Genomic DNA, 22,197 nt, shown 5'->3' with positions numbered 1-22,197 from the left:
GACGCCCGCGTCAGCCGTCCAGGTCGGGTACCTCGACGAGCCGCGCGCGCACTGCCTCGTCGATGGAGTCACGCAGGTATGAACACCCCGCGTATCGGGCGCGTTCGTTGACGTCCGCGATCCGTCCGAGTTCGACGCAAGACGACGAGTCGCCCCACTGGACCGAGGTCTGCGCGAGACTGTTCTTCTTGACCAGAACGCCGGTGCCGCAACGACGACATGCCAACGGTTGCATCTCTTCTCCTTTGCGAAAGCGTGCTGTGGTCCGACACGTGTCGGTCGAACACGTGAAGGCTCGCCGCGGGAAGAATCCTCTCGGACGGCCCCGCGACGAGCCTCAGACGATCTCTCAGGCGTGTCAGGCGTCGACCGAATCGAAGGAACCGGCGGGCGCGCTGCTGATGTAGCGGCCGGAAGCGAGGTTGTCCTCAACCTCTTTGCGCCACGCCGAATTGGCACGGTCGGTGTCGATCTCGAACTCGAACCGCTGGACCATCTCCGGGGTCACGTCGGCGACATCGACGTAGAACTGTTCGTACCAGCGCCGCAACTGATAGACCGGTCCGTCCTCGTCGCACAGGAGGGGGTTGTCGATCTTCGTCTTGTTACGCCAGATCTCGACGTCCTGCAGAAAACCCTTCTCGACGAATCCGGCGAATGCCTCCGCCGTCTGCGCCGACGCCTCGTCGCTCATCCCCTCGGGTTTACGCACGAGCACACCCCATTGCAACACGAAAGATGTTGCGGAGATCGGGTAGTGGCAATTGATGAGGATGGTCTCCATCTCCCCGCCACCCTCGAGGCTCGTGTACTCGCGGTCGATCATGTACGAAGGCCCGTAATACGCAGACTCGGAGCGACCCGGATCGAGGTCGATGCTGACCGGTTCAGCGCCTGGCGTCACATCGACATCCGGCCGTGGAGCCGACCTCGACGATTGCGCGGCGATATGCCCTTCGAACACATTCTTGAAATACACGGGGAAGGCGTAGTGGATGTAGTAGAAGTGCGCCATGTCGACGACGTTGTCCACGATCTCCCGGCAGTGCGAGCCATCGATCTGCACCGAGCTCCACGTCCATTCCGACCACGCCGAGGTCCCGTAATCCTCGATCTCGGGAATCGTCACCTCCGGGGGAGGCGGATTGCCCTCGGGATCATGCCAGATGAACAGCTGGCCATTCCGCTCGAGCGTGGTCCATGCCCTGGTGCGAGCCAGCGGTGGCACACGCCGGGCATAGGGAATGTCCTTGCATCGGCCATTGCCACCCCACCGCCAGTCGTGGAACGGGCAGGCGATCTCATCGCCCTTGACCTCACCCTGGCTCAGATCACCACCCATGTGCGGGCAATAGCCGTTGAGCACATTGAGTTTGCCTGTGCTGTCGCCGAAGACGACCAGCTTGGTGCCGAAAGCCTGGACGCTGTGTGGCTTGCCGTCCCGGAACGAATCTGCCAGACCGAGACAGTGCCAACCACGTGCGAACCGCGCGGGCGGAGCGGCCGTCTCGATGACTCGAACCTCGTCCGACTCGGCGGGGATCGGTTGGGTAGACGTCAATGTGACCTCCTGGTAGCTACTGTTGGCGGCGCGGTTTGAGCCGGAGCTGCCGACTCGAGCAGCTTGGGGCACGCGCGGCGCGATCCGACATCACACGGTGCAATGGGTCCCGGGCAGAGGACCTTCGCCGAATCGTTCCCACGGACTCGCCGGACCGGCGGAGTTCGTAGTGTGATGACTGCCACTGACCGTAGGAGATTTGGGCCACTGCGGTTTTGCGACTTCCGGTGAGTGGAAACCCCGGCGGGGCTCCCGCTGACCGGAAAAGCGGCTCGCTCCGACCTGCGCGGACTTCTTAGCCTCGACCGCAGCGCCGATGAGGCGAGGTGATAGCCCAGGAGGCAAGAGATGACTCACGAAGTGGTGCAGAAGGTCGAGAGCATGGGACTGCGGTTGGCCGATGCGGCCGACGAGACCGAACGGCTCGGAAAACTATCCGACGAATCCGTCGCGGTCATCCGCGAGGCCGGCGTCATGCGAATGCTCGCACCGAAAGAGTACGGCGGCTTCGAGGCTCATCCGGTGGAGTTCGCCGAAGCCGTGATGGCCGTTGCGCGCAATTGCGGGTCGACCGGATGGGTGTGTGGCGTCGGCGGCGTCCATCCATGGGAGATGGCGCTGTGCGACCGCCGCGTTCAGGAAGAGGTGTGGGGAGAGAACCCCGACACGTGGATCGCCTCGCCGTACATGGCCGGCGGGATCGCCGTGCCGACCGACGGGGGTTACATCCTCAACGGCCACTGGCAGTTCTCGTCCGGAACCGACCACTGTGACTGGATCTTTCTCGGCGCCATGGTGGGTGACGCGGACGGTAATCCGCTCATGCCGCCCAAGGTCCTGCACGTGATCCTCCCGCGCAAGGACTACACGATCGTCGACGATTCGTGGAAGGTGTTCGGGCTCTGCGGAACCGGTAGCAAGGACATCCGGGTGACGGACGCGTTCATCCCGACGTATCGCACGATCGACGCGAACGAGGTGGCCGAAGGCGAGATCGCCGCAGAGCGGGCCGGACGCACTCAGACGCTCTACCGTCTGCCGTTCTGGGCGATGTTCCCGTTGGGCATCACCGCATCGGTCATCGGCACGACCGAAGGTCTGCTGCAGCGCGTGTACAACTACCAGGCGAGCAGGACGAATGCCAGCGGTGTGAAGGTCAAGGAAGATCCGTACACCCTGTCAGCGCTGTCCGAGGCCGCCGCCGAGATCTCCGCGTCGCGGACCCAACTGCTCGACGGCATCTCGCGCGCATACGACCTCGCCGACTCGGGCAAGCCGATCACTTTCGAGCATCGGGCCCTCATCCGACGCAATCAGGTCAGCTGCGCGTGGCGTGCGGTAGGAGCGGCGGACCAGATCTTCGCCCGCGCCGGCGGTAGCGCTCTGCGCCTGGACAATCCGATGCAACGATTCTGGCGGGACGCCCGAGCCGGTCTGCATCACGCGATACACGTGCCCGGCCCGACCTACCACACGACTGCGTTGACCGAGATGGGTGTCGAACCCACTCCCGCTCAACGAGTCCTGATCTGAGAACGGTTGTGCGAGTGACCGAGAACAAGACGTTCACACCGGAAAACACCCGACGGACCATCGAAGGTCCGAATGAATTGACCTATCACCTCGCCGGTACCGGCCGCGGGCTCCTGATGCTCCACGGATCGGGCCCCGGAGTGACCGGCTGGGCGAACTTCGGACCCAACGTCCCCACGTTCTCTCAGACCAGCACCGTCGTGATCCCGGACCAGCCGGGTTTCGGCGCCAGCTACACCCCGGACCTCACCACCCCGTACATCCCGCTGGCAGTCGAGGCTGCACTGCGGGTCATCGACGAGGTCGGACTCGATCAGGTCGATGTCGTCGGCAACTCGCTCGGTGGTGCGGTGGCCACCCTGCTGACCCTCGACCATCCAGATCGCGTCCGGCGCCTGGTGCTGATGGGGCCCGGCGGGATCTCGCCACAGCTGTTGTCCCCGCTCCCCAGCGAAGGGATCCGGCTACTCGTCCAGTTCTGTGAGGACCCGACTCGCGATCGTCTGGTGACCTGGATGCAGGCGATGGTGGGCGACCAGCAGTCGTTCCTCACCGAGGAGTTGGTCGAGAGCCGGTGGCAGGTCGCCTCGGCTCCCGGTGGGATCGATTTCATCCGAGACTTCTTCCGGGCTGCAATGCGCCCACCGTCCGCAGCCCAGCTCGCCGAGGTCCCGGTGTGGGCACGACTGCACGAAATCGACCAGCCGACGCTCCTCACCTACGGGCGCGACGATCGCGTCACCCCGCTCGAGGGCGCACTCCACCCCATGCGCAACATCCGCAACGCGGAGCTGCACGTATTCCCGAACTGCGGCCACTGGGCAATGCAGGAGCGACAGGACGAGTTCGAGCGACTCGTCCTGGAGTTCCTCACCCGGGGCGACTAGCTCTCAAAGGAGAACAGAATGAAGAACATCCAAGCACTCGGGTATGTCCGCACCCGAGCCACCGACATGGATAGCTGGAAACGCTTCGCCGACGCCATCGGCTTCGCCTACGGTTCCGGCGACGAGGACGGCGCGCTCTACCTGCGGATGGACGAGCGAGCCGGGCGAATCGTCGTTCTCCCCGATGAGGTGGATGCCGTTTCGGCAGTGGGCTGGGAGGCGCCGCACGGCGCAGCGCTCGATGCGGTCCGCGAGGCGGTCGACGCCAGCGGCATCGAGACGACGCCACTGAGCCAGGACGAGCTGGACATCCGCCGGGTCGAGGCAGCGTTCCGGTTCATTGCTCCGGGAAGCACCCCGATCGAGGTCTTTCACGGTGCGGCACTTGACCACTCGCCGTTGTCGACGCCCTATGGCAACCGTTTCGTCACCGGAGATCTGGGACTCGGCCACGCGGTGGTTCCGGTCACCGACCTCGACGCCGCCTTTTCCTTCTACACCGAGGTCCTCGGCTTCTACACCCGCGGCGCCTTCCGTCTGCCGCCGACGCCGGAGTACCGCGGCCAGCGCCTTCGGTTCATGGGTGTGAATGCCCGCCACCACAGCATGGCCATCATCCCCGCGACCGAGATCGAGCCGCCGGCGCTCGTTCACGTCATGGTGGAGTGCGAGACGCTCGACGAGGTCGGTCGCGCTCTCGACCGAGTGACCGCTGCCGGATTCCATGTCTCCGTCACGCTCGGACGCCACACCAACGACAAGATGGTGTCGTTCTATGTCCGCACACCGAGCGGTTGGGATCTCGAGGTGGGGTGCGAAGGCAAGCTCGTCGATCAGGCGACCTACTCCGCCGACGAGATCACGGCGGACAGCTACTGGGGCCACGAGTACCGCCCCTACGAGAAGTAGTCGACATGACAAGGGCTCCCATCTACTCCGGCGTCGCTGCCGACGTCGCCTCGACCATCGCCGCTTACGCGCATGCCTGGGATGACGGTCTGGTCGACGACGTCGTGGCCCTGTACTGCGATGACGCGACCATCGACCTTCCGGGCATCGGCGTCGTGAGCGGCCTCGAGGCGATCGAGCGGCTGTATTCGGATCTGGTGTCGGATCACCGCAGCAGGCACGTGTTCGCGAACACCCATGTCTCGTCGTGGACAGCCGACACAGCAGTTGCGACAAGCGATCTCATCGTTCTCGGCGGCGACCCATGGTCGGTACAGGCGGTGGGTCGCTACGTCGACACATTCCGCTATCAAGACGGCGCTTGGCTTTTCCACACCCGCACGCTGACGCTGGTCGAGTGACCTCGCGGCCATGGGGGCGACCGCTGTCTGGGTCGCCCCCATGGCCGGCCGACATACAGACCCCCGCCTCGGAGAGAGCACATGACCACCGACTTGAACCCGCACAGCAATCGCAGCGTGATCCTCACCGTCGCCGAGGTGATCGACGAGACCCAGGACGCCCGCAGTATCGTCTTCGACCTCCCGACCCACAACGCGGAGAAGTTCGTCGACTACCTGCCCGGGCAGTTCCTCACTCTGCGGATCCCCAGCGAGCAGATCGGGTCGGTCGCCCGCTGTTATTCGTTGTCATCGACCGCCGGGCACGATGAACGACCGAAGATCACGGTCAAGAGAACTTCTGACGGTTACGGATCGAACTGGATCTGCGACAACCTCGCGGTGGGTGCACAGATCGAGGTGCTGCCGCCGTCGGGTGTGTTCACTCCGTCGGACATCGACGCTCCGACCCTCCTGATCGCCGCGGGTTCAGGGGTGACCCCGGTGATGTCGATCCTGAAGGCTGTCCTCGCCGACGGCACCGGCCCCGTCACGTTCCTTTACGCGAATCGCGGCGAACGTGACGTCATCTTCGCCGCCGAGCTCCGCGAACTGCAGACCCGTCACGCCGATCGACTGACGGTGATCCACTGGCTGAACTCGGTGCAGGGCCGACTGACCGAAGACCAGGTCGCCAACCTGATCGCACCGTTGTCGGCGACGCACTCGGCCTACGTCTGCGGCCCCGGTCCGTTCATGGATGCCGTCCACGCCGGGTTGTCGAAAGCTGGATTCGGTCATGAGCGCGTGCACAACGAGGTGTACACCTCGTTGTCCGGCGATCCCTTCGAGGACGTCGAGCTCGGCGAACTCAGCGACGAGGAGGTCGATTCGGCGGCACAGGTCGAGGTCGAGCTGGACGGGCACACCCATCAGCTGTCCTGGCCCCGCTCACGAACCCTTGTCGACGTGATGCTGGGGGCCGGGCTCGACGCACCCTACTCGTGCCGCGAAGGTGAGTGCGGATCGTGTGCGTGTTCGCTGACCAAGGGCACCGTCGAGATGGCGGTGACCGGCGCCCTCGACGACGCGGACATCGCCGACGGCTACATCCTGGCCTGCCAGGCTCGTCCGACCTCGGATTCGCTTCGAATCGAGTTCTGACGAGCCGGCGGTCAGGAGCCTGTCTCAGTCGGCCGAGTTCGCGGTCTCGCCGGACCGCATGTCGAGCGCGATGTCCACGATCAGGTCCTCTTGACCGCCGACGAGTCCTCGCCGGCCGACCTCGAGGAGAATGTCCCGGACATCGAGGTCGTAGCGGGCGGCCGCGGCCTCGGCGTGCCGCAGGAACGACGAGTAGACCCCCGCGTAACCGAGCGTGAGCGTCTCACGGTCGACGCGGACGGGACGATCCTGCAGGGGCCGCACGATGTCGTCGGCGGCGTCCTGGAGCGCGAAGAGGTCCGCGTTGTGCTTCCAGTTGTACAAGTCGGCCACCGCGATGAACGGCTCGATGGGGCAATTGCCCGCACCGGCGCCGTGCCCGGCCAGGGAGGCGTCGACGCGCAGGGCGCCGGCTTCTACCGCTGCAACGGAATTCGCCACTGCCAAGGACAGATTCTCGTGCGCGTGGATGCCGATCTCGGTGGCCTCGTCCAGAATCTCGCGGTAGGCACGGACCCGCTCGCGAACTCCGTCCATGGTCAGTCGACCGCCCGAATCGGTGACGTATACGCAGTGAGCCCCATAACTCTCCATCAGCTTCGCTTGGTCGGCGAGGGCCGGGGCCGAGGTCATATGGCTCATCATGAGGAAGCCGGAGACGTCCATGCCCAACTCACGGGCGGTGGAGATGTGTTGGGCGGCGACGTCTGCCTCGGTGCAGTGGGTGGCCACGCGCACCGAACGAACACCGAGTTCATAAGCCCGGGTGAGGTCTTCGATGGTGCCGATCCCGGGCAACAGCAGCGTCGTCAGTCGCGCGTGCGTGATGTTGTCCGCGGCGGCCTCGAGCCACTGCCAGTCGGTGTGGCTGCCGGGCCCGTAGTTGAGGCTGCCGCCCGAGAGACCGTCACCGTGGGCGACCTCGATGGCGTCCACGCCGGCGGCGTCGAGGGCCTTCACTATCCGGCCCACCGAATCCGGAGAGATACGATGTCGCACGGCGTGCATGCCGTCGCGCAAGGTGACGTCCTGGATGTACAGCTGGGTGGTACTCATGTGGTGGCTCCTGCCAGGGTTGCTGCCTGTGCTGCGATGCTGTCCGCGTATCGCAGCGCGGCCGAGGTCATGATGTCGAGGTTGCCCGCGTACGCCGGCAGATAGTGTGCTGCGCCCTCGACTTCGAGGAAGACGCTGACCTGGTGGGTGGGGACTGTCGTCGAGGTCTCCGCCAGCAGGGTCTGCACGGGCTGGTCGGCGGGGATCTCGCTGATCTGCACCATCTGCTTCAGGCGATAGCCGGGCACATACGCGGCCACATCAGCGACCATCGAGTTCACCGATTCGCGGATCGCCTGGTGCGTCTCCGCCTCTGGCGCGTGCACGAGACACAGAACGGTGTCACGCATGATCAATGGCGGGTCGGCCGGGTTGAGCACGATGATGGCCTTGCCACGCTCCGCTCCCCCGACACTGGTGATTGCATGAGACGTGGTCTCGGTGAACTCGTCGATGTTCGCCCGAGTCCCGGGGCCGGCCGATTTCGAGGCGATGGACGCCACGATCTCGGCATAGGGCACTGGTGCCACGCGCGAGACCGCGGCGACTATCGGGATGGTCGCCTGCCCGCCGCAGGTCACCATGTTGGCGTTGGGAGCGTCGAGGTGCTCGGCGAGATTGACCGCCGGAACGACGAAGGGGCCGATGGCGGCCGGGGTCAGATCGATCATTCGCTTGCCCAACGGTGCGAGCAGCTCGTTGTTGGCGACGTGCGCGCGGGCCGAGGTGGCGTCGAACACGATGCCGATGTCGTCGAACTCCGGGAGATCGAGAAGGCCATGCACGCCGGCAGCGGTGGTGGGCACGCCAAGCCGCGCCGCGCGGGCCAGGCCGTCGGATTCCGGATCGATGCCGACCATCGCGCCCATCTCGAGGTGCTCAGAATGCCTCAGGACCTTGATCATCAGGTCGGTGCCGATGTTTCCCGAGCCGATGATGGCGACCCGGGTCTTGGGTGTGGGGTTCATGCTGCTCATTCCTTCACGAAGTTCGCCGAAACCGAACCGAGACCGGTGATCTCGGCTCGGACAGTGCAGGGGCCGGTGATCGGCACCATGGGGCCGAGCGCACCGGAGAGGATGACCTGACCGGCTCGGAGCGGATCACCGTGTTCGCGCGCGGCCCGAGCGAGCCAGCTCAGCGCGTTCAGGGGGTCTCCCAGGCATGCGTCTCCGGTACCCGTCGAAACCTCGTGCCCATCGACGAGAGTTCGCATCGCCGAGGCGACCGGGGAGAATGTCTCGAGCGGAGTGTGATGATCCCCGAGAACGAACAACCCACTCGAGGCGTTGTCGGCCACGGTATCCCCGAAGGTGATGTCCCAGTTCGCGATCCGGCTGTCCACGATCTCGATTGCGGCCACTGCATAGGCGACCGCGGCGGCCACGTCCGCGACGTCCAGCGCACCGTCCTCGAGGTCCCGGCCGAGGACGAACGCGATCTCGGTCTCGACTTTGGGCTGTAGCAGCCGGGACAGGGGCACGTTGCCACCGTCGGTGTAGGCCATGTCGTCGAACAGGAAGCCGAAATCGGGCTGGTCGACGCCGAGCTGACGTTGGACAGCAGGCGAAGTCAGCCCGATCTTGCGGCCGACGATGGTCGCGCCCGCGGCCACGCGGTCGCCCACGATGTGCTGTTGCACCGAGTACGCCGCACTCAGGTCGTCGGAGCCGATCAGGTCCCGGACGGGGACGGTCGGGATGCGCGATGTCTCCGCCGTTCGGAGCCGATCGGCCGCGACCGCGATCGCGTCGCCGGCCACACGCGGATCTTGGAGGTCAGGGGTACCACTCATCAATTCAGTCCAACTCTCGGTGCGAACCCGGTCAGATGATCCGGACGACCCACTGTCCCTCCGGGACCCCCGGTACGCCAGCAAACAGTTCCACTGAGCAGAACGCGGCCGTAAAATGGGCGCCGTGACCAACCATCGACCCCCGATGTCGAACCCCGGGAGCGCCGAACCCGGCTTCGACTCGTCGACGGTCCTCGGGAAGGTGATGGTGACGTTGCACTCTTTTCGAATAGATGACGCTGCACTGTCTTTCAGTGAGATCCAACGACGTACCGGCATCGCGAAAGGCACGCTACACCGAGTCCTCGGAGACATGGTCGAGGTCCGATTGCTCGACAGGGCGGATGATGGGTACCGCCTGGGGGGGCAGCTTTTCGAACTCGGGATGCGCGCCTCGGTCGGGCGCGGCCTGCTCGAGCTGGCGATCCCGTTCCTCGAAGACCTCTACGTACGAACCAGGGAGACCGTCCACCTCGGCGTACTGGACGGCAACGAGGTGATGTACCTGTCGAAGATCGGCGGTCATCGCCAGGCCGCGGCTCCGTCGAAACTTGGTGGGCGGATGCCAGTGCACTGCACAGCGATCGGCAAAGTCCTTCTGGCGCATGCAGCGCCGGATGTTCGCAACGCAGTACTGGCGGGTCCACTGCCACGGCACACCCCGCACACGATCGTGCACCCCGGCGTGCTGAACCGGCAGTTGGAGCGCATCGTGGTCGAGGGAGTGGCCTTCGAGGCCGAGGAATCGACTCTCGGAATCGTATGCGTCGCCGCGCCGGTTCGCCTCGCCGGCGGCGACGCGATCGCCGCGATAAGCGTCACCGGACCCGCCGTACGTTTCGATCCCGCTGCTCACGCGGCATCGGTACGGGCCGCTGCGAACGAGCTCGGCAACGTTCTCACCAGACGAGAACGACTCAGCGATCGATAGCCTCGACGGTCCAGACCCCTCGACACGATACTCGGTCTTCGTGACCACGCCCAGGGCGTTGGTTCACCACGACCGCCAACCCGATCGGGGTGCTCGAACCCCGGTTGGCGTCCATGGCAATGCGTCTTGCGGGAGCTGAGTCCCATCGACGACAGTCGTTGGTATGCCGCAGCTACCGCAAGCTCGCATCGATCAGAACTTCAACTCGGTGAGCAGTTCGGCGGAGGTCATCACCCTGCCGAGAAATGGGAAGAGCTTCTGCATCGTCATCTCGCTGTACTCACCGAGCATCCGGTCCGTACAGTCGGACAACACGACGACTCCATAGTCACGTTCATTGGCGCTGCGCGCAGTCATCGAGACTCCGAAATCCGTTGCGAGACCGGCAATGACCACGATATTGCGTCCCAAGTTGCGGAGTAGTACGTCGAATTCGCTGCAGGTGAACGGGTCCACCTTCGCGTTGTCCACCACAAACTCGGGGCGCCCCGGTTGCGGCGCGATCTCATCGAGTGTGTTCGCGCCCCACTCGCCTCGTACGGCCATGTTCTCCTCCGGACACTTGAGTACTCGACCGGTGCCACGGACATAGCCGTTGCGGCGCACCTTCAGTTCTGGGTGGCCTGGGCGGAATGTCTCATTATGATAGATGATGGGAACACCGAGCTCGCGACACCCCTGCACCACTGAGGCAATTCGCTCTTTCGTGTCAGGAAATGGAAGGTTGTCGTTCGTGAACTGGAATCCACTGCCTTCCGGATGCCAGAAGTCATTCTGCATATGCGTGAGCACCAGGACGATATCGTCCACAGGCACCGGCGGGAACTCCGGAATTTCGATGTCGAGGGGCATTGTTCTCATTTCCTTGATTGACTACAACCCTCAGGCCACCTTTCGCGGCCCGTGTGGCGTGAACTACACAATGTCCCGTCCGGGCCGTACGACCACCTCGATGTGTCGGATCGAACGGCCCGGAGGGCACTCAGGACTCCACCCCGAAGCGTCCGTCATGGACAATTCGGGTGCTCTTTGCCAGGGTCAGAACTGACTACTTACCTGTCGACTTCGTGACAAAGCTGTCGATGAGTTCAGCAATTCCGACCGGATCTTCGAACATCGGGTAATGACCGATACCGTCAAGGATCGCGACCTCGGCGTCCGGACCGACGAGCGCAGCAGACCTACGGATGAGCTCCTCTGGCAGCCAGAAGTCATCGGTACCCTTCACGATCAGGACAGGACATTTCGCCGAGCCCTGTGCCTGCAACTTCTCTCTGACATCATGCGACGCCCAACCTTGAATGTCCCCGTTGCCGGCCTCGTGGGCGTTCTGGTGCTGCCACCACAACTCCTTGACCTTGAGCGGGTCAGCGAGGGTTTTCGTCCCCAGGGAATCGATTGCAGCGTATTCGAGGAATGGCTTCCATGCTGTCGACCACGACGGGAATTGCAGCGGCTCTGGGTGAGGAAGAATCGGACTACCCCAGGCCAACCCTTCCATTGGGATGATCGCGCGAAAGTCTTCACTGTGATTGGCAATGAGGTCGAAAGAAATACTCCCACCAATCGAGCACCCCGCAACCACAGGCTTCTCGTCACCAAAGGTCGCGGCGCAGAATGCATGCACGAACTCGGCGTGCTCGTGAAGCGTACGCGTTGGTTCCCAGTTGACCGGATATGATCGCGAGTGTCCTGGCAGATCGACTGCAACGGCGCGGTAGCCGCGCTTGGCGAGCTCGGGGAGCAGATACTGGTACTCGCGAGAGTCAGACCCCGCCGTATGGATGCCGAGAAATGGAATACCTTCGCCGATCTCGTCATAGAAGGCTCTGGTGCCGTTCACTTCGATGTAGTGGCCAGTCAAGCTGTTATTCGAAATCATTGTTTTCCTTGGTGAGGTGCCGTGACGGCGTGGATCGATAGGGCAACAGGGTCGTCAGGCGAAGCTGCGGGCATACACGTTGTACAACGCGCGCAACGCGATGTGGATTCGACCCGCCTCGAACTGGTTGCCCGAGATCACGACCTCGGGAGTGCGGTAACCGCCCCCTTCGGCGTTCGCATCCTCGTACGAGACAAGGTGCCGGGAACCTGCGGCGATGGCATCCGTGAAGATCAGTTCACCCGCGCTCACCCGACGCCAGACCTCACCAGACGCCGCGATCGTCACGACCGAACCGAACGGTGGCTCGTGATCGAGCGCTTCGACAATCCTCCCGCGGTATACCTTGAGCCACAGAACGTCATCTCCGTTACGCAGGCAGATCGAACCGTCGTACCACTCCGTGTGGGTACGGAAGTCTGCGTCATTCTCCAGATTCCGGACGAAGCGGTCCGTTTCAGTGAGTTCTTGAGTCGACATGGTTCTCCTTGCGCATCCGCCGTTCCCGACCGACTAGTCGGTTACCCAGCTCACAGTATGCTATTGTTGTGACCTAGTCAACAGATTCGGCCGGGTTCTGGGGTCGCTGCGGGTGGCGCTCGCAGCCCGCCGAGACGGAGTGCAGGGCGAGCCAACGCCCACGTGATGGTTCTGTGGCGTGGTCACCACACTCACGAGCAAGACTTCGACAGCGCCGCGCAATCGTCGCCTCACTCACTCACTCACCGACCATCGCTTCCCGGAGTGCCGATCGGCCAGCCGAGGAGTCGACAGTGCCGTCGCGTTCCCGCCTGAAGCGGCTGCGTGTCCTCCGCCAGAGGAGGAAAATGGTCACGCCACTCACCGCAAAGAGCACCGATGCGCCGACATACAGGGTGAAACCGGTGACGTAAGACAGCAAGTAGCCGGCAGCGATCGGGGTGATGATCGACCCGACCCGGCTCAGACCCACGACTGCACCGACGGCACGCGCTCGCAGTGCAGCCGGATAGAGCGGCGGGGTGGACGCCATGTATGAAGACATGGCGGCGAAACCGCCCATACCCAAGAGCGCGGCCGCGACGATCGCGACAGGGCCCGCCATCGTCAAGGCGAAGGTGAGCTGAGCGATCACCGCGATCGTCAGCATCAGCCATGCGACATGCGTCGAGAACAGTTTCATTCCGAGCACACCGAACACAACAGCGCCCATGACACCACCGAAGGTGACGACGGTGCCGACCAGGGTGCCGGTCCTTTCGTCGCCGGTCGCATCGGTGATGAGCTGGGGAGTCCAGTTGGTGACGAAGTAGTACGCGGCGATGAGCATCGTGAAGCCGAATGTCAGCATGAGTGTCGTCCGAAGGTATGGAGCCGAGAACGGCGTCATCGCCGCATCGTCCGAGTCATGGACCCGGCCGGACTCGTCAACAGGCGGCTTGGCCGCCGGGTCGACACCGTCGAGATTGAGCTTTGCCGCGATCCGGGCGATCTTCGCGCGAGAGGCGTCGTCGTCCCGGGTCACCAGATATTCCAATGACTCCGGCAACAGGAAGATCATCGCGACGGTACCGATGAGGCTGATGGCGGCGCCGGTGTGGAACAGAGTCTGCCACCCACCACCCAGGGCATCGAGCAGTACGAGCCCGACCGACCCGGCGAGGAAAGCGCCGGTTGCGTACCCGATGGTTGTCATCGCGGTGCTCATGTTGCGGTTCTTCAGGGAGGAGAACTCCTGCGCCACAACGATGGTGAGCGCGCCGATCACCCCGACGCCGAGTCCCGTCACCAGCCGGAACCCGAAGAGGGCCCACACGTTTGGAGCCATCGAACTGAGGAACATGCCGATGGTGCTTGTCGCGGATGCGAGGATGAGCATTCGACGACGTCCGTAGCGATCAGCGAACCGGGTCAGGAACATCGCGCCCAGGCCCATTCCGATGAGGGCACCGCTGGCGAGCCAGCCCTTCTGCCCGGTGGTGGCGAAATCCTCGGGGAGACGCGGAAGCGCAAACCCGATGACGGCCAACTCGAATCCGTCTGCCATGTTGCCGAGGAAGCAGATTCCCACCACCACGTACTGCCAGAAACCCATTGGGCTGCGTTGCACAGCCGAGATGACATTCATCGGTTCTCCTCCGCGAGGTTGCACTGCGACGTCGCGTGGTCGCGTCGGGCCCCGACCGTCCGGTCGGTCTATGTGACGCCCCACACTAGAGCGATGACACCGGCACGTCAATCACCGGGCGGACGATCACAGCGCGAGATCAGGGGTCAGCGCACCGATCGGCACGGTCGGCAACTGCCCGCTCCTCGGCGGTGAGCCCGCCCCACACGCCGTGCGGCTCATGCACCCGCAGCGCGTGGTCGAGACACCGCGCTCGTACCGGGCACCGGGCACACGCCTGTTTCGCCCTGTGCTCGAGGGCCTTTCGCCTACTACCATGAACGCCCAGAGGCGGGTAGAACCAGTCGATCGGCTCGCCTCGGCAAGCGGCACCGATCTGCCACTGCCAGTTGCTCGCCAAAGCCGGCGGAAGACACAGGTCGAGTCCCCGCCGGTAACGCTGGGTGAGTGCTTCGAACTCACGAACAGACATCGACGGCGGCCGACCGACTTGACTGCCGGTCGGCCGGGGTGCACACGGGGTTGTCGACATCGGTCACACCTCAGAGTCGAATCCACGACGACACCACACCGCATCGGCACTCATCGGCCACGAGTGCGACTGCACCGTACCGGTTCTCACTCTCGCGTGTTCCCGATCAACGGATGGCCATGGGGTTGACCGGCGCGCCGGTTCCGTGCACGACCTTCAACGGCGACGCGGTGTACATGAACGTCCAGCGCCGGTCCGCCGCACAGGCGTCGGCGAGGTCCTCCAGCCACGCCAGTTCCGTGAACGCGATACCAAGGTTGCGCATCAGGGAGCAGTGCACCGAGACGGTGATTCCCGTTTCGGGCTCTTTGAAAACCTCGTTGCCGATGGTGTCCGTGACGAGGTTGGGGATCTCCCTCTCCTGGAACCACTCCGCGAGTCCGCGCGAGTAGGTCAGCCCGGGTTCGTTGAAGTCGTCATAGAAATACGACACGTCGTTCAACTCGTACCACGCCTTCATCCACCCGGTTCGGATGAGCAAGATGTCGCGCTTCTCGATCTGCACACCCTGCTCTGCCGCGGCAGCCTGCAGGTCTTCGTGGGTGAAGGACTCGCCCTTGTCGAGCCACTTCTTCCCGCGGTGGCGGGCCATGTCGATCAGCACGCCACGCCCGACGACCCCTTTCTCCGCGATCGGGAGGACCGATGCCCTCGTCATGGCGTCGACGGTCGTGTCCGCGTCGTAGCCGTTCCAGATCTTGCCGTCGTACCAGACATGCCCCAACGCGTCGTACTGAGTGGACCCCTGGAGGAACATCTCCGCGGCGTCGTCGGCATATCGTGCCCCGCCGGCGAACTGCGGTGCGCCTTCGGCGTCGCCCTCCCACGAACTCTGGTCCAGGACGTTGTGTCGCGTGAACTTCTTGCGAGTCGGCCATCCTGGATCGCCGGGAGCATCGGTTCGACCCATCTGCAGTTGCAGCGTGTGAACCTCGCCCGTCTCGACGTGTTGCACACCCCGGAGTGCCTCGTTCGCGTCGAGATAGTTGAGCGACCCCAATTCGTCGTCGGGTCCCCACTTACCCCAGTTCGACGGTGGGTTGTCGCCAAGCAGTTCGTTCATGGACACCTGAGTCATGAGAATACTCCTATCGTAAACCGACTGGTCGGTCGAACGCCTCAAACCTAGGTCCGCACCAAGTGGCGGTCAACCCGTTTCGTGATATTCGTTGCTGCCCATCATGTTCAGCTCTGGCGATCACAACAGCGACCTCCCGAACCCGCGAAGCCCACGTTTGATTACCCGCACGACAGGACATACAGTCGCCTCTGTATCGACCGACCGACCGAACGGTCGGGTATGCGCACCTCACTTTCGCCTAGGGAGTTTCATGTCGACCGTGGATTTCGACGTCATCATCGTGGGAGGCGGAAGCGCTGGTTATGCCTGCGCGCTGCGCTCGTCCCAACTGGGCCAGAAGGTCGCCGTCGTCGAACGCGCCGAACTCGGGGGAACGTGCCTGCACAGCGGCTGCGTACCGACAAAGGCGCTGCTGCATTCGGCGGAAGTGGCCGACGCGGTGGCCCATGCCGAGCAGGTCGGGGTCCGGGCGTCATTCGAGGGCATCGAGATGAGCCGAGTGCACGCGCACAAGTACAAGGTCGTAGCACGACTGCACAAGGGGCTCGAGGGACTCATCCGCGCCGGCGGGATCACCGTGATCGATGGCGACGGGCGACTCGTCGACCGTCACACGGTGGCCGTTGCCGACGACCGGTACTGCGCCGATTCCGTCGTCCTGGCCACTGGATCGGTGGCGAGGACCATGGGTCTGGAGATCGGAAGAAGGGTGCTCACGAGCACCGAGGCACTCGCGCTGGCACAGGTGCCGGCCCGCGCGGTGATCGTTGGTGGCAGCGTCATCGGTGTCGAGTTCGCCTCGCTCTGGCGATCTTTCGGATCCGAGGTGACGATCGTCGAGGAGATGCCCGGGCTGGCCCCACTCGAGGATCCGTTCCTGCAGAAGGAGCTGGCCCGTGCATTTCGGCGACGGAAGATTCTCGCGCGCACCGGTACCCGCGTGCAGAGGGTGGTCGAGACCGAGCACGCCGTTACCGTTGACCTCGACGACGGCGACGTCGTCGAGGCCGATGTCGCCCTGATCGCCGTCGGTCGTGGACCCAACTCGGCGGACCTGAAACTGTCCGACGCCGGGGTCACCACCGACCGCGGGTGGGTGGTGACCGACGAACGGCTACGTACGAACCTTGAAAGCGTCTATGCAATAGGCGATCTGGTTCAGGGACTGCAACTCGCCCATCGCGGATTCGCACACGGCATCTTCGTGGCCGAGGAGATCGCCGGACTACGGCCGGAGCCCATCATCGATTCGGCCATCCCCCGAGTCACGTACTGCAACCCCGAGCTCGCCTCGGTGGGACTCACCGAACAGCAGGCCATCGACCGTTTCGGCTCGGGAACCGTCCGGACCGCGGAGTACATGTTGGCGGGGAACGGGCGATCACAGATCCTCGGTACCTCCGGCGGCGTCAAGGTCGTGCGTGCCGAGAACGGCTCCGTTGTCGGCGTCCACATGATCGGCGCCCGGATGGGCGAGCAGGTGGGCGAAGCCTCGGTACTCGTGAACCACGGTCTCGTTCCGGAGGACGCCGCGCGTTTCATTCATGCCCACCCAACCCAGAACGAGGCGCTGGGCGAGGCCCTCCTCGTCCTCAGCGGCACTCCCCTGCACGCCCATTCCTGAAAGTGAGAAGATCCATGACCGATGACCGAATCATCGTCCTCGACGGCGCCCGAACTCCTGTCGGCAGTTTCGGCGGCTGCTTGTCATCCGTGCCCGCACACGAACTCGGCGCTGCGGCGGTTGCGGCGGCCCTCGGTCGTTCGGGTGTCGAGCCTTCCGAGCCCGGCGAGGTGGTGATGGGCTGCATCGGCCAGGTGGGAGCCGACGCGTACAACGCCCGACGGGTCGCGCTCGCAGCCGGCCTTCCCGAATCGACGCCTGCGTTCACCGTCAACCGCCTGTGCGGGTCCGGCCTCCAGTCCATCTGGTCCGCTGCGCAGCAAATGCGCTGGAATGCGGTTGATTTCGCGGTCGCCGGTGGCGACGAGTCGATGTCGCGCATGCCGTTCTACGACTTCAACGCGCGCGACGGTCGTAAACTCGGGGATCGACGTCTGGTCGACGGGACGGTTGCCATGCTCACCGACCCGTTCAGTGGCACCCATATGGGCGTCACCGCCGAAGCCGTCGCAGAGAAGTACGGCGTGTCCCGGCTGCAACAAGACCAGTTCGCAGTGGAATCGCAGCGCCGCGCCGGAACCGAAGCCGCGCGAGCCGCTTTCGCCGAAGAGATCGTCGAGTTCACGACATCGGGTCGCACGTCGCGTGTGATCGCCGCGGACGAACATCCGAAGCCGGATACGACTCTCGAGACACTGGCGGGCCTCCGCCCGGCATTCCAGTCGGGCGGCACCGTGACCGCCGGAAACGCCTCTGGGATCAATGACGGCGCCGCCGCGGTCGTCCTCGCACGTGAGCCGATCGCGCGCGAACGCGGTCAGCACTCGGCGCTGGTAGCCCTCGAGCATGTCTCGGTTGCTGCGATGGAACCCAGCCTGATGGGTTACGCCCCGACACCTGCCCTGAGGCAGCTGTTCGCAGCGACCGGACTCGCCCCCGCCGACATCGACATCGTCGAGCTCAACGAGGCGTTCGCGTCCCAGGCGGTGGCGGTGATCAGAGATTCCGGACTCGATCCTGAGCGCACCAACCCGTACGGCGGAGCGATTGCGCTCGGTCATCCCGTGGGGGCCACCGGCGCCATTCTGACACTCCGAGTCGTCAAGCATCTCAGGCGCTCGGGTGGCGAGTTCGGCATCGTGACGATGTGCATCGGCGGCGGGCAGGCATTGGCCGCGCTGTTCCGCCGTCTCGGTTGAATCGGGTATCCGGCGGACACCTTGCCATGTGCTCCGGGTCACATTACGCTATTGAGACGACTTCTCGACCGACCGGTCGGCCGAGAGGTCATCCACTTCCTCGACAACAGAGAACGGATGCGCAATGCCCAAAGCGCTCATGGTCGTCGGCAGCAACCCGACGAGTGCCGACACCGAGCAGGATTTCAACGACTGGTACACGAACACGCACCTGGACGACGTGATCTCGGTGCCCGGATACAACCGCGCAACACGCTATCGGCTGCATCCTGTCCGTCCGTTGCCCGGGGTCGGCGAGTCACGGTTTCGCTACCTCGCGATCTACGAGGTGGAGGTCGATGATCTCGCCACCGCGGCAGCAGATCTCGAGTCCGCGCTCGAGAACGGTCAGGTCCCGCTCATCGATGCACTCGACCGCGACATGTCGGTGGACTTCTACGAACTCATCGAGGATGCGCAACGCCCCTGATGGACGAACCACCGGAGCTCGACGATCCTGCGAGGTGGAGCCGCCCGAGCAGACGCTCGGACGCTCCACCTCTGCCGGCCATCGGCGGCCGGTGATCAGCTCAAGCCGCCCCGTTGGCAGCCGCCATCCCGGCCAGCGGGCCGAGGGTTTCACCCGTGATGTATGTGGATTCCGGTGAAGCCAGAAATGCAACTGCCCGGGACACGTCGATCGACTCGACCCACGGAACACCCATCGGATTGTTGACGAATGCCTCGCGGACCTGATCTTCGGTCGGATTCTCGATTCCGGGCAGAAACAGTCTCTCGGTCGCCTGGTTCCGGATCATGCCGGTGTTGACATTGGTCGGCGTCACCACATTGACCGTGATCCCCTTGTCCGCCACCTCCATCGCGGTTGCCTTCGCCAGCCCGATGATCCCCCACTTTGCCGCCGTGTAGTGGCCCAGATTCGCGAATCCCATGTGGCCGGCAGCCGATGAGATGGCAATGATCCGGCCATAGCGCGCCTCGATCATGAATGGCAACACCGAGCGAAAGCTGTTGAACACGCCGGTCAAATTGATGTCGATCATCTCCGACCACATGCCGGCAGACATCGTCGACACCTCGCTCATCGAGAGGATGCCGGCATTTGCGATACAGATGTCCACCCTGCCCAGTTCCGCGACGGTATCTTGTGCGAACGACGTCATCGTGTCAAGGTCACGAACGTCCACCTTGCGCGCCAACACGCGCCGGCCGAGCTGTTCGACCGCACGAACCGTCTCGGCGAGATCGGATTCGGTCGCTCCGGGATACTGGGTGAAGGTCGGGTCGTCGAGCAGGTCGACAAGCGCGACGTCGGCACCCAACTCAGCCAGATGAAGCGCGTGTGAGCGCCCCTGGCCGCGCGCTCCACCTGTGATCAGGGCAACTTGGCCGTCGAAGATTCCCATGTCAGTTCCTTCCTTCCGTGTGCAGTCGAGTCACCGGGTTCCGGCGACTCCGGATCGTCGACTTTCGATCGCCTGCGCGTAGAGCCGCCCCGCCCGATACGACGACCGGACCAGTGGACCAGCCAACACCCCGCCGAATCCGACCTGCTCGGCCTCGACCTCGAGGTCGACGAACTCGTCCGGCTTCACCCACCTGTCGACCGGGAGGTGACGCGCGGTCAGACGCAGATACTGGGTGATGGTGAGTAGTTCGCATCCGGCAGAACGCAGATCGACCAGGGCCGCGGACACCTCGGCGCGCGTCTCACCCATGCCGAGTATCAGATTCGACTTGGTCACCAGACCCGAATCGCGCGCCCGTCTCAGCACGTCGAGCGACCGGTCGTACCCGAAGGCCGGACGGATCCGGTTTCGCCTCGATCGGGGTGGCCGAGTTCCGCACCTCGAGGCGGAGGAGCTTGCGACCGTCGGGCCTGGCTGACACGGTGTCCTCTCTGTTCGCCGGCACGGAACGATCTCGGTGGACGCGCCTCCGATGATGATGCGTCGTCGACACCGGATGACGCTGTCAGCCAGCGTTGTTCGCCGCGGACTCTTTTCGGAGGACCCCCTTGGAGATCTTGCCGATGGACGTCTTGGGCAGTGCCTCACGCAGGTCCACCACAGTCGGGATCTTGAACTTGGCCAGCCGTCCCTCGCAGAACTCCTGTATCGCTTCCGGGGTGAGTTCGGCGCCCGGCTTGGGCACCACCACGGCCTTGACCGCCTCGTCACGCAGCGGGTCGGGAACACCGATGACCGCGACCTCCTCCACATCGGGGTGCTCGCTGATCGCGAACTCGACCTCGGCGGTCGAGATGTTCTCGCCGGCGCGCTTGATCATGTCCGACCGGCGGTCGAACCAGTACAGATACCCGTCTTCGTCTGCGTACGCGTTGTCCCCTGTCCACAACCAGCCGTCCCGCAACGCTGCCGCGGTCGCCTCCGGATTGTTGTGGTAGCCCTTCATCAGGGTTCGCCCCGGCACGCCCTGGACGATGATCTCACCCACCGAGCCGACCGGGACATCGTTGCCCTCGATGTCGACCAGTCGAACCGTCCGTCCCACCAGCGGCTTCCCGATAGAGGGCCACTTCTTGGGCCCGAACACCGGGCTCAGGGTCACCAGGGTCATGGCCTCGGACGACCCGTAGGCATTGATGAGTTCGACATCGAAACGGTTCTGGAAAGCGTCCTTCTCCTCGTCGGACACGTTCAGCGCGTAGAACAGTCGGCGGAGACGATGATCGCGGTCCGTGTCGCGCGCCGGTTGAGCCAGCAAGGTACGGACCTGCATGGCGACCAGGCTCGTCTGCGTCGCGCCGTGTTTGCGCAACTGATCCCAGTACTTGGACGCGCGGAACTCCTCGAGGACGATCGCGGTGCCGCCGACGGTCATGCTCGACAACACGGTGATCACCTGGGCGTTGACGTGGAAGATCGGCAGTGATGTCATGCACCGATCGGACTCGTCGAGCAGCAGACCACGCGACTCGCGCTCGCCGCCGTGCAGCGCGTTGGCATGGGTCAGCAGCACCCCCTTCGGACGTGCGGTGGTACCCGAGGTGAACAGCATCTGGACGACGTCCTCGCTGTCGACCTCCGGCCGAGGAGCAACGGTGTCGGTGTTCACGATGTCGGAGAGCAGCACGGTACCGGGCGTGACCTCGGTGGTCCGCGCGAGGATCCGATGCTTGACCGCCGGCGCCGCGTCGGCAGCACTGGCGACCGTCTCGAGGAAGGAGGGCTGGGTCACGACCGCGATCGCTCCGGAGTAGTCGAGCACGTACTGGAGTTCGCCGACGGTGTTGGCGGTGTTGGACGGGACCATCGTTCCGCCGATGGTCGCCAGCGCGAACCACACCTCGAGGATCTCCGGGCTGTTCGGCATGTGTACGGCGACCTTGTCGCCCTGCACTATTCCGAGATCGGTCAACGCGGCGGCGACCTTGTCGACCTTCTGCCGGAACTCGGCGTAGGTGGTCTCGCTGACCACGCCGTCCTTGTCCTCGAACACGAGAAATGGCTTGTCGGCGTACCGATCAGCCCGTTCGTCGAGCAGATCACGAAGTGTGCGGTTTCCGACGACGTCGATGGTGGGGCTGGACATT

At 64.2% G+C, this 22,197-nt stretch carries 22 protein-coding genes and 1 pseudogene; 9 read left to right on the top strand and 14 right to left on the bottom strand.

Annotated elements, in window-relative coordinates:
* Window positions 1-10: 10 nt before the first annotated feature.
* Both ACFVHY_RS01330 and ACFVHY_RS01325 read right to left on the bottom strand, forming a co-directional pair.
* Entirely contained in the window at window positions 11-235 is a 225-nt protein-coding gene (locus tag ACFVHY_RS01330; RefSeq protein WP_390267340.1) for a hypothetical protein, read from the bottom strand.
* Window positions 236-358: 123 nt separating this feature from the next.
* Window positions 359-1,561, bottom strand: coding sequence for a Rieske 2Fe-2S domain-containing protein (locus ACFVHY_RS01325; protein ID WP_390267337.1), 1,203 nt, complete (start codon window positions 1,559-1,561; stop codon window positions 359-361).
* Window positions 1,562-1,909: 348 nt separating this feature from the next.
* Between ACFVHY_RS01325 and ACFVHY_RS01320 the strand changes: the two genes are divergently transcribed.
* The 5 genes from ACFVHY_RS01320 to ACFVHY_RS01300 all read left to right on the top strand — a co-directional run bounded on the left by ACFVHY_RS01320 (window position 1,910) and on the right by ACFVHY_RS01300 (window position 6,434).
* The gene (locus ACFVHY_RS01320) at window positions 1,910-3,094 is read left to right on the top strand and encodes an acyl-CoA dehydrogenase family protein (RefSeq protein WP_390267334.1); all 1,185 of its coding nucleotides are present in this window, start codon (window positions 1,910-1,912) and stop codon (window positions 3,092-3,094) included.
* 14 nt (window positions 3,095-3,108) lie between these two features.
* Window positions 3,109-3,981, top strand: coding sequence for an alpha/beta fold hydrolase (locus ACFVHY_RS01315; protein WP_390267331.1), 873 nt, complete (start codon window positions 3,109-3,111; stop codon window positions 3,979-3,981).
* Window positions 3,982-3,999: 18 nt separating this feature from the next.
* Complete coding sequence (locus tag ACFVHY_RS01310; RefSeq protein WP_390267328.1) at window positions 4,000-4,890, top strand: VOC family protein; 891 nt, start codon at window positions 4,000-4,002, stop codon at window positions 4,888-4,890.
* 5 nt (window positions 4,891-4,895) lie between these two features.
* A complete protein-coding gene (locus tag ACFVHY_RS01305; protein ID WP_390267325.1) occupies window positions 4,896-5,291 on the top strand; it encodes a nuclear transport factor 2 family protein in 396 nt (131 codons plus the stop codon).
* A gap of 81 nt (window positions 5,292-5,372) precedes the next feature.
* Window positions 5,373-6,434 (top strand): 2Fe-2S iron-sulfur cluster-binding protein, encoded by a 1,062-nt coding sequence (locus ACFVHY_RS01300; protein WP_390267322.1) that lies wholly within the window; start codon window positions 5,373-5,375, stop codon window positions 6,432-6,434.
* Window positions 6,435-6,458: 24 nt separating this feature from the next.
* On the opposite strand, the gene dmpG is transcribed toward ACFVHY_RS01300, so the two are convergent.
* The 3 genes from dmpG to ACFVHY_RS01285 are packed head-to-tail and all read right to left on the bottom strand — an operon-like array spanning window position 6,459 to window position 9,285.
* The gene (gene dmpG / locus ACFVHY_RS01295; RefSeq protein WP_390267319.1) at window positions 6,459-7,490 is read right to left on the bottom strand and encodes a 4-hydroxy-2-oxovalerate aldolase; all 1,032 of its coding nucleotides are present in this window, start codon (window positions 7,488-7,490) and stop codon (window positions 6,459-6,461) included.
* Window positions 7,487-8,467 carry an acetaldehyde dehydrogenase (acetylating) gene (locus tag ACFVHY_RS01290; protein WP_390267316.1) on the bottom strand — a complete coding sequence of 327 codons (981 nt, stop codon included), beginning with the start codon at window positions 8,465-8,467 and terminating at the stop codon, window positions 7,487-7,489. Before ACFVHY_RS01290 ends, dmpG begins: the two co-directional genes overlap by 4 nt.
* Window positions 8,464-9,285: a 2-keto-4-pentenoate hydratase gene (locus tag ACFVHY_RS01285; protein ID WP_390267313.1), complete on the bottom strand. Its 822-nt coding sequence runs from the start codon at window positions 9,283-9,285 to the stop codon at window positions 8,464-8,466. Before ACFVHY_RS01285 ends, ACFVHY_RS01290 begins: the two co-directional genes overlap by 4 nt.
* Window positions 9,286-9,430: 145 nt before the next feature.
* Here ACFVHY_RS01285 and ACFVHY_RS01280 point away from each other — a divergent pair, with 145 nt between their 5' ends.
* Window positions 9,431-10,216 (top strand): IclR family transcriptional regulator, encoded by a 786-nt coding sequence (locus ACFVHY_RS01280; RefSeq protein WP_390268777.1) that lies wholly within the window; start codon window positions 9,431-9,433, stop codon window positions 10,214-10,216.
* A gap of 192 nt (window positions 10,217-10,408) precedes the next feature.
* On the opposite strand, the gene ACFVHY_RS01275 is transcribed toward ACFVHY_RS01280, so the two are convergent.
* From ACFVHY_RS01275 to ACFVHY_RS01250, 6 genes are all read right to left on the bottom strand, one after another.
* Entirely contained in the window at window positions 10,409-11,068 is a 660-nt protein-coding gene (locus tag ACFVHY_RS01275; protein WP_390267310.1) for a cysteine hydrolase family protein, read from the bottom strand.
* A 196-nt stretch (window positions 11,069-11,264) separates the two neighbouring features.
* Window positions 11,265-12,098: an alpha/beta fold hydrolase gene (locus tag ACFVHY_RS01270; RefSeq protein WP_390267307.1), complete on the bottom strand. Its 834-nt coding sequence runs from the start codon at window positions 12,096-12,098 to the stop codon at window positions 11,265-11,267.
* Between the two features lie 54 nt (window positions 12,099-12,152).
* A complete protein-coding gene (locus ACFVHY_RS01265; RefSeq protein WP_390267304.1) occupies window positions 12,153-12,578 on the bottom strand; it encodes a hypothetical protein in 426 nt (141 codons plus the stop codon).
* Between the two features lie 238 nt (window positions 12,579-12,816).
* Window positions 12,817-14,205: an MFS transporter gene (locus tag ACFVHY_RS01260; protein ID WP_390267301.1), complete on the bottom strand. Its 1,389-nt coding sequence runs from the start codon at window positions 14,203-14,205 to the stop codon at window positions 12,817-12,819.
* Window positions 14,206-14,344: 139 nt separating this feature from the next.
* Entirely contained in the window at window positions 14,345-14,677 is a 333-nt protein-coding gene (locus ACFVHY_RS01255; RefSeq protein ID WP_390267298.1) for a WhiB family transcriptional regulator, read from the bottom strand.
* A 166-nt stretch (window positions 14,678-14,843) separates the two neighbouring features.
* Entirely contained in the window at window positions 14,844-15,815 is a 972-nt protein-coding gene (locus tag ACFVHY_RS01250; RefSeq protein ID WP_390267295.1) for a cyclase family protein, read from the bottom strand.
* Between the two features lie 253 nt (window positions 15,816-16,068).
* Between ACFVHY_RS01250 and lpdA the strand changes: the two genes are divergently transcribed.
* The 3 genes from lpdA to ACFVHY_RS01235 all read left to right on the top strand — a co-directional run bounded on the left by lpdA (window position 16,069) and on the right by ACFVHY_RS01235 (window position 19,110).
* A complete protein-coding gene (gene lpdA / locus ACFVHY_RS01245; RefSeq protein ID WP_390267292.1) occupies window positions 16,069-17,442 on the top strand; it encodes a dihydrolipoyl dehydrogenase in 1,374 nt (457 codons plus the stop codon).
* A 14-nt stretch (window positions 17,443-17,456) separates the two neighbouring features.
* Window positions 17,457-18,641: a thiolase family protein gene (locus ACFVHY_RS01240; RefSeq protein ID WP_390267289.1), complete on the top strand. Its 1,185-nt coding sequence runs from the start codon at window positions 17,457-17,459 to the stop codon at window positions 18,639-18,641.
* A gap of 124 nt (window positions 18,642-18,765) precedes the next feature.
* Window positions 18,766-19,110, top strand: coding sequence for a hypothetical protein (locus ACFVHY_RS01235; protein WP_390267286.1), 345 nt, complete (start codon window positions 18,766-18,768; stop codon window positions 19,108-19,110).
* A 100-nt stretch (window positions 19,111-19,210) separates the two neighbouring features.
* Here the strand turns inward: ACFVHY_RS01235 and ACFVHY_RS01230 are convergent, their stop codons facing one another.
* The 3 genes and pseudogenes from ACFVHY_RS01230 to ACFVHY_RS01220 all read right to left on the bottom strand — a co-directional run bounded on the left by ACFVHY_RS01230 (window position 19,211) and on the right by ACFVHY_RS01220 (window position 22,196).
* Entirely contained in the window at window positions 19,211-20,047 is an 837-nt protein-coding gene (locus ACFVHY_RS01230; protein WP_390267283.1) for a mycofactocin-coupled SDR family oxidoreductase, read from the bottom strand.
* Window positions 20,048-20,077: 30 nt separating this feature from the next.
* Window positions 20,078-20,455: pseudogene (locus ACFVHY_RS01225) on the bottom strand (lipoyl synthase); the annotation flags it as partial.
* 160 nt (window positions 20,456-20,615) lie between these two features.
* Window positions 20,616-22,196, bottom strand: coding sequence for an AMP-binding protein (locus ACFVHY_RS01220; RefSeq protein ID WP_390267280.1), 1,581 nt, complete (start codon window positions 22,194-22,196; stop codon window positions 20,616-20,618).
* Window position 22,197: the final 1 nt, after the last annotated feature.

Source organism: Gordonia sp. NPDC127522 (genome assembly GCF_042672305.1).
Lineage (GTDB): Bacteria > Actinomycetota > Actinomycetes > Mycobacteriales > Mycobacteriaceae > Gordonia > Gordonia hongkongensis.
This window is presented reverse-complemented; position numbering and strand designations above follow the sequence as displayed.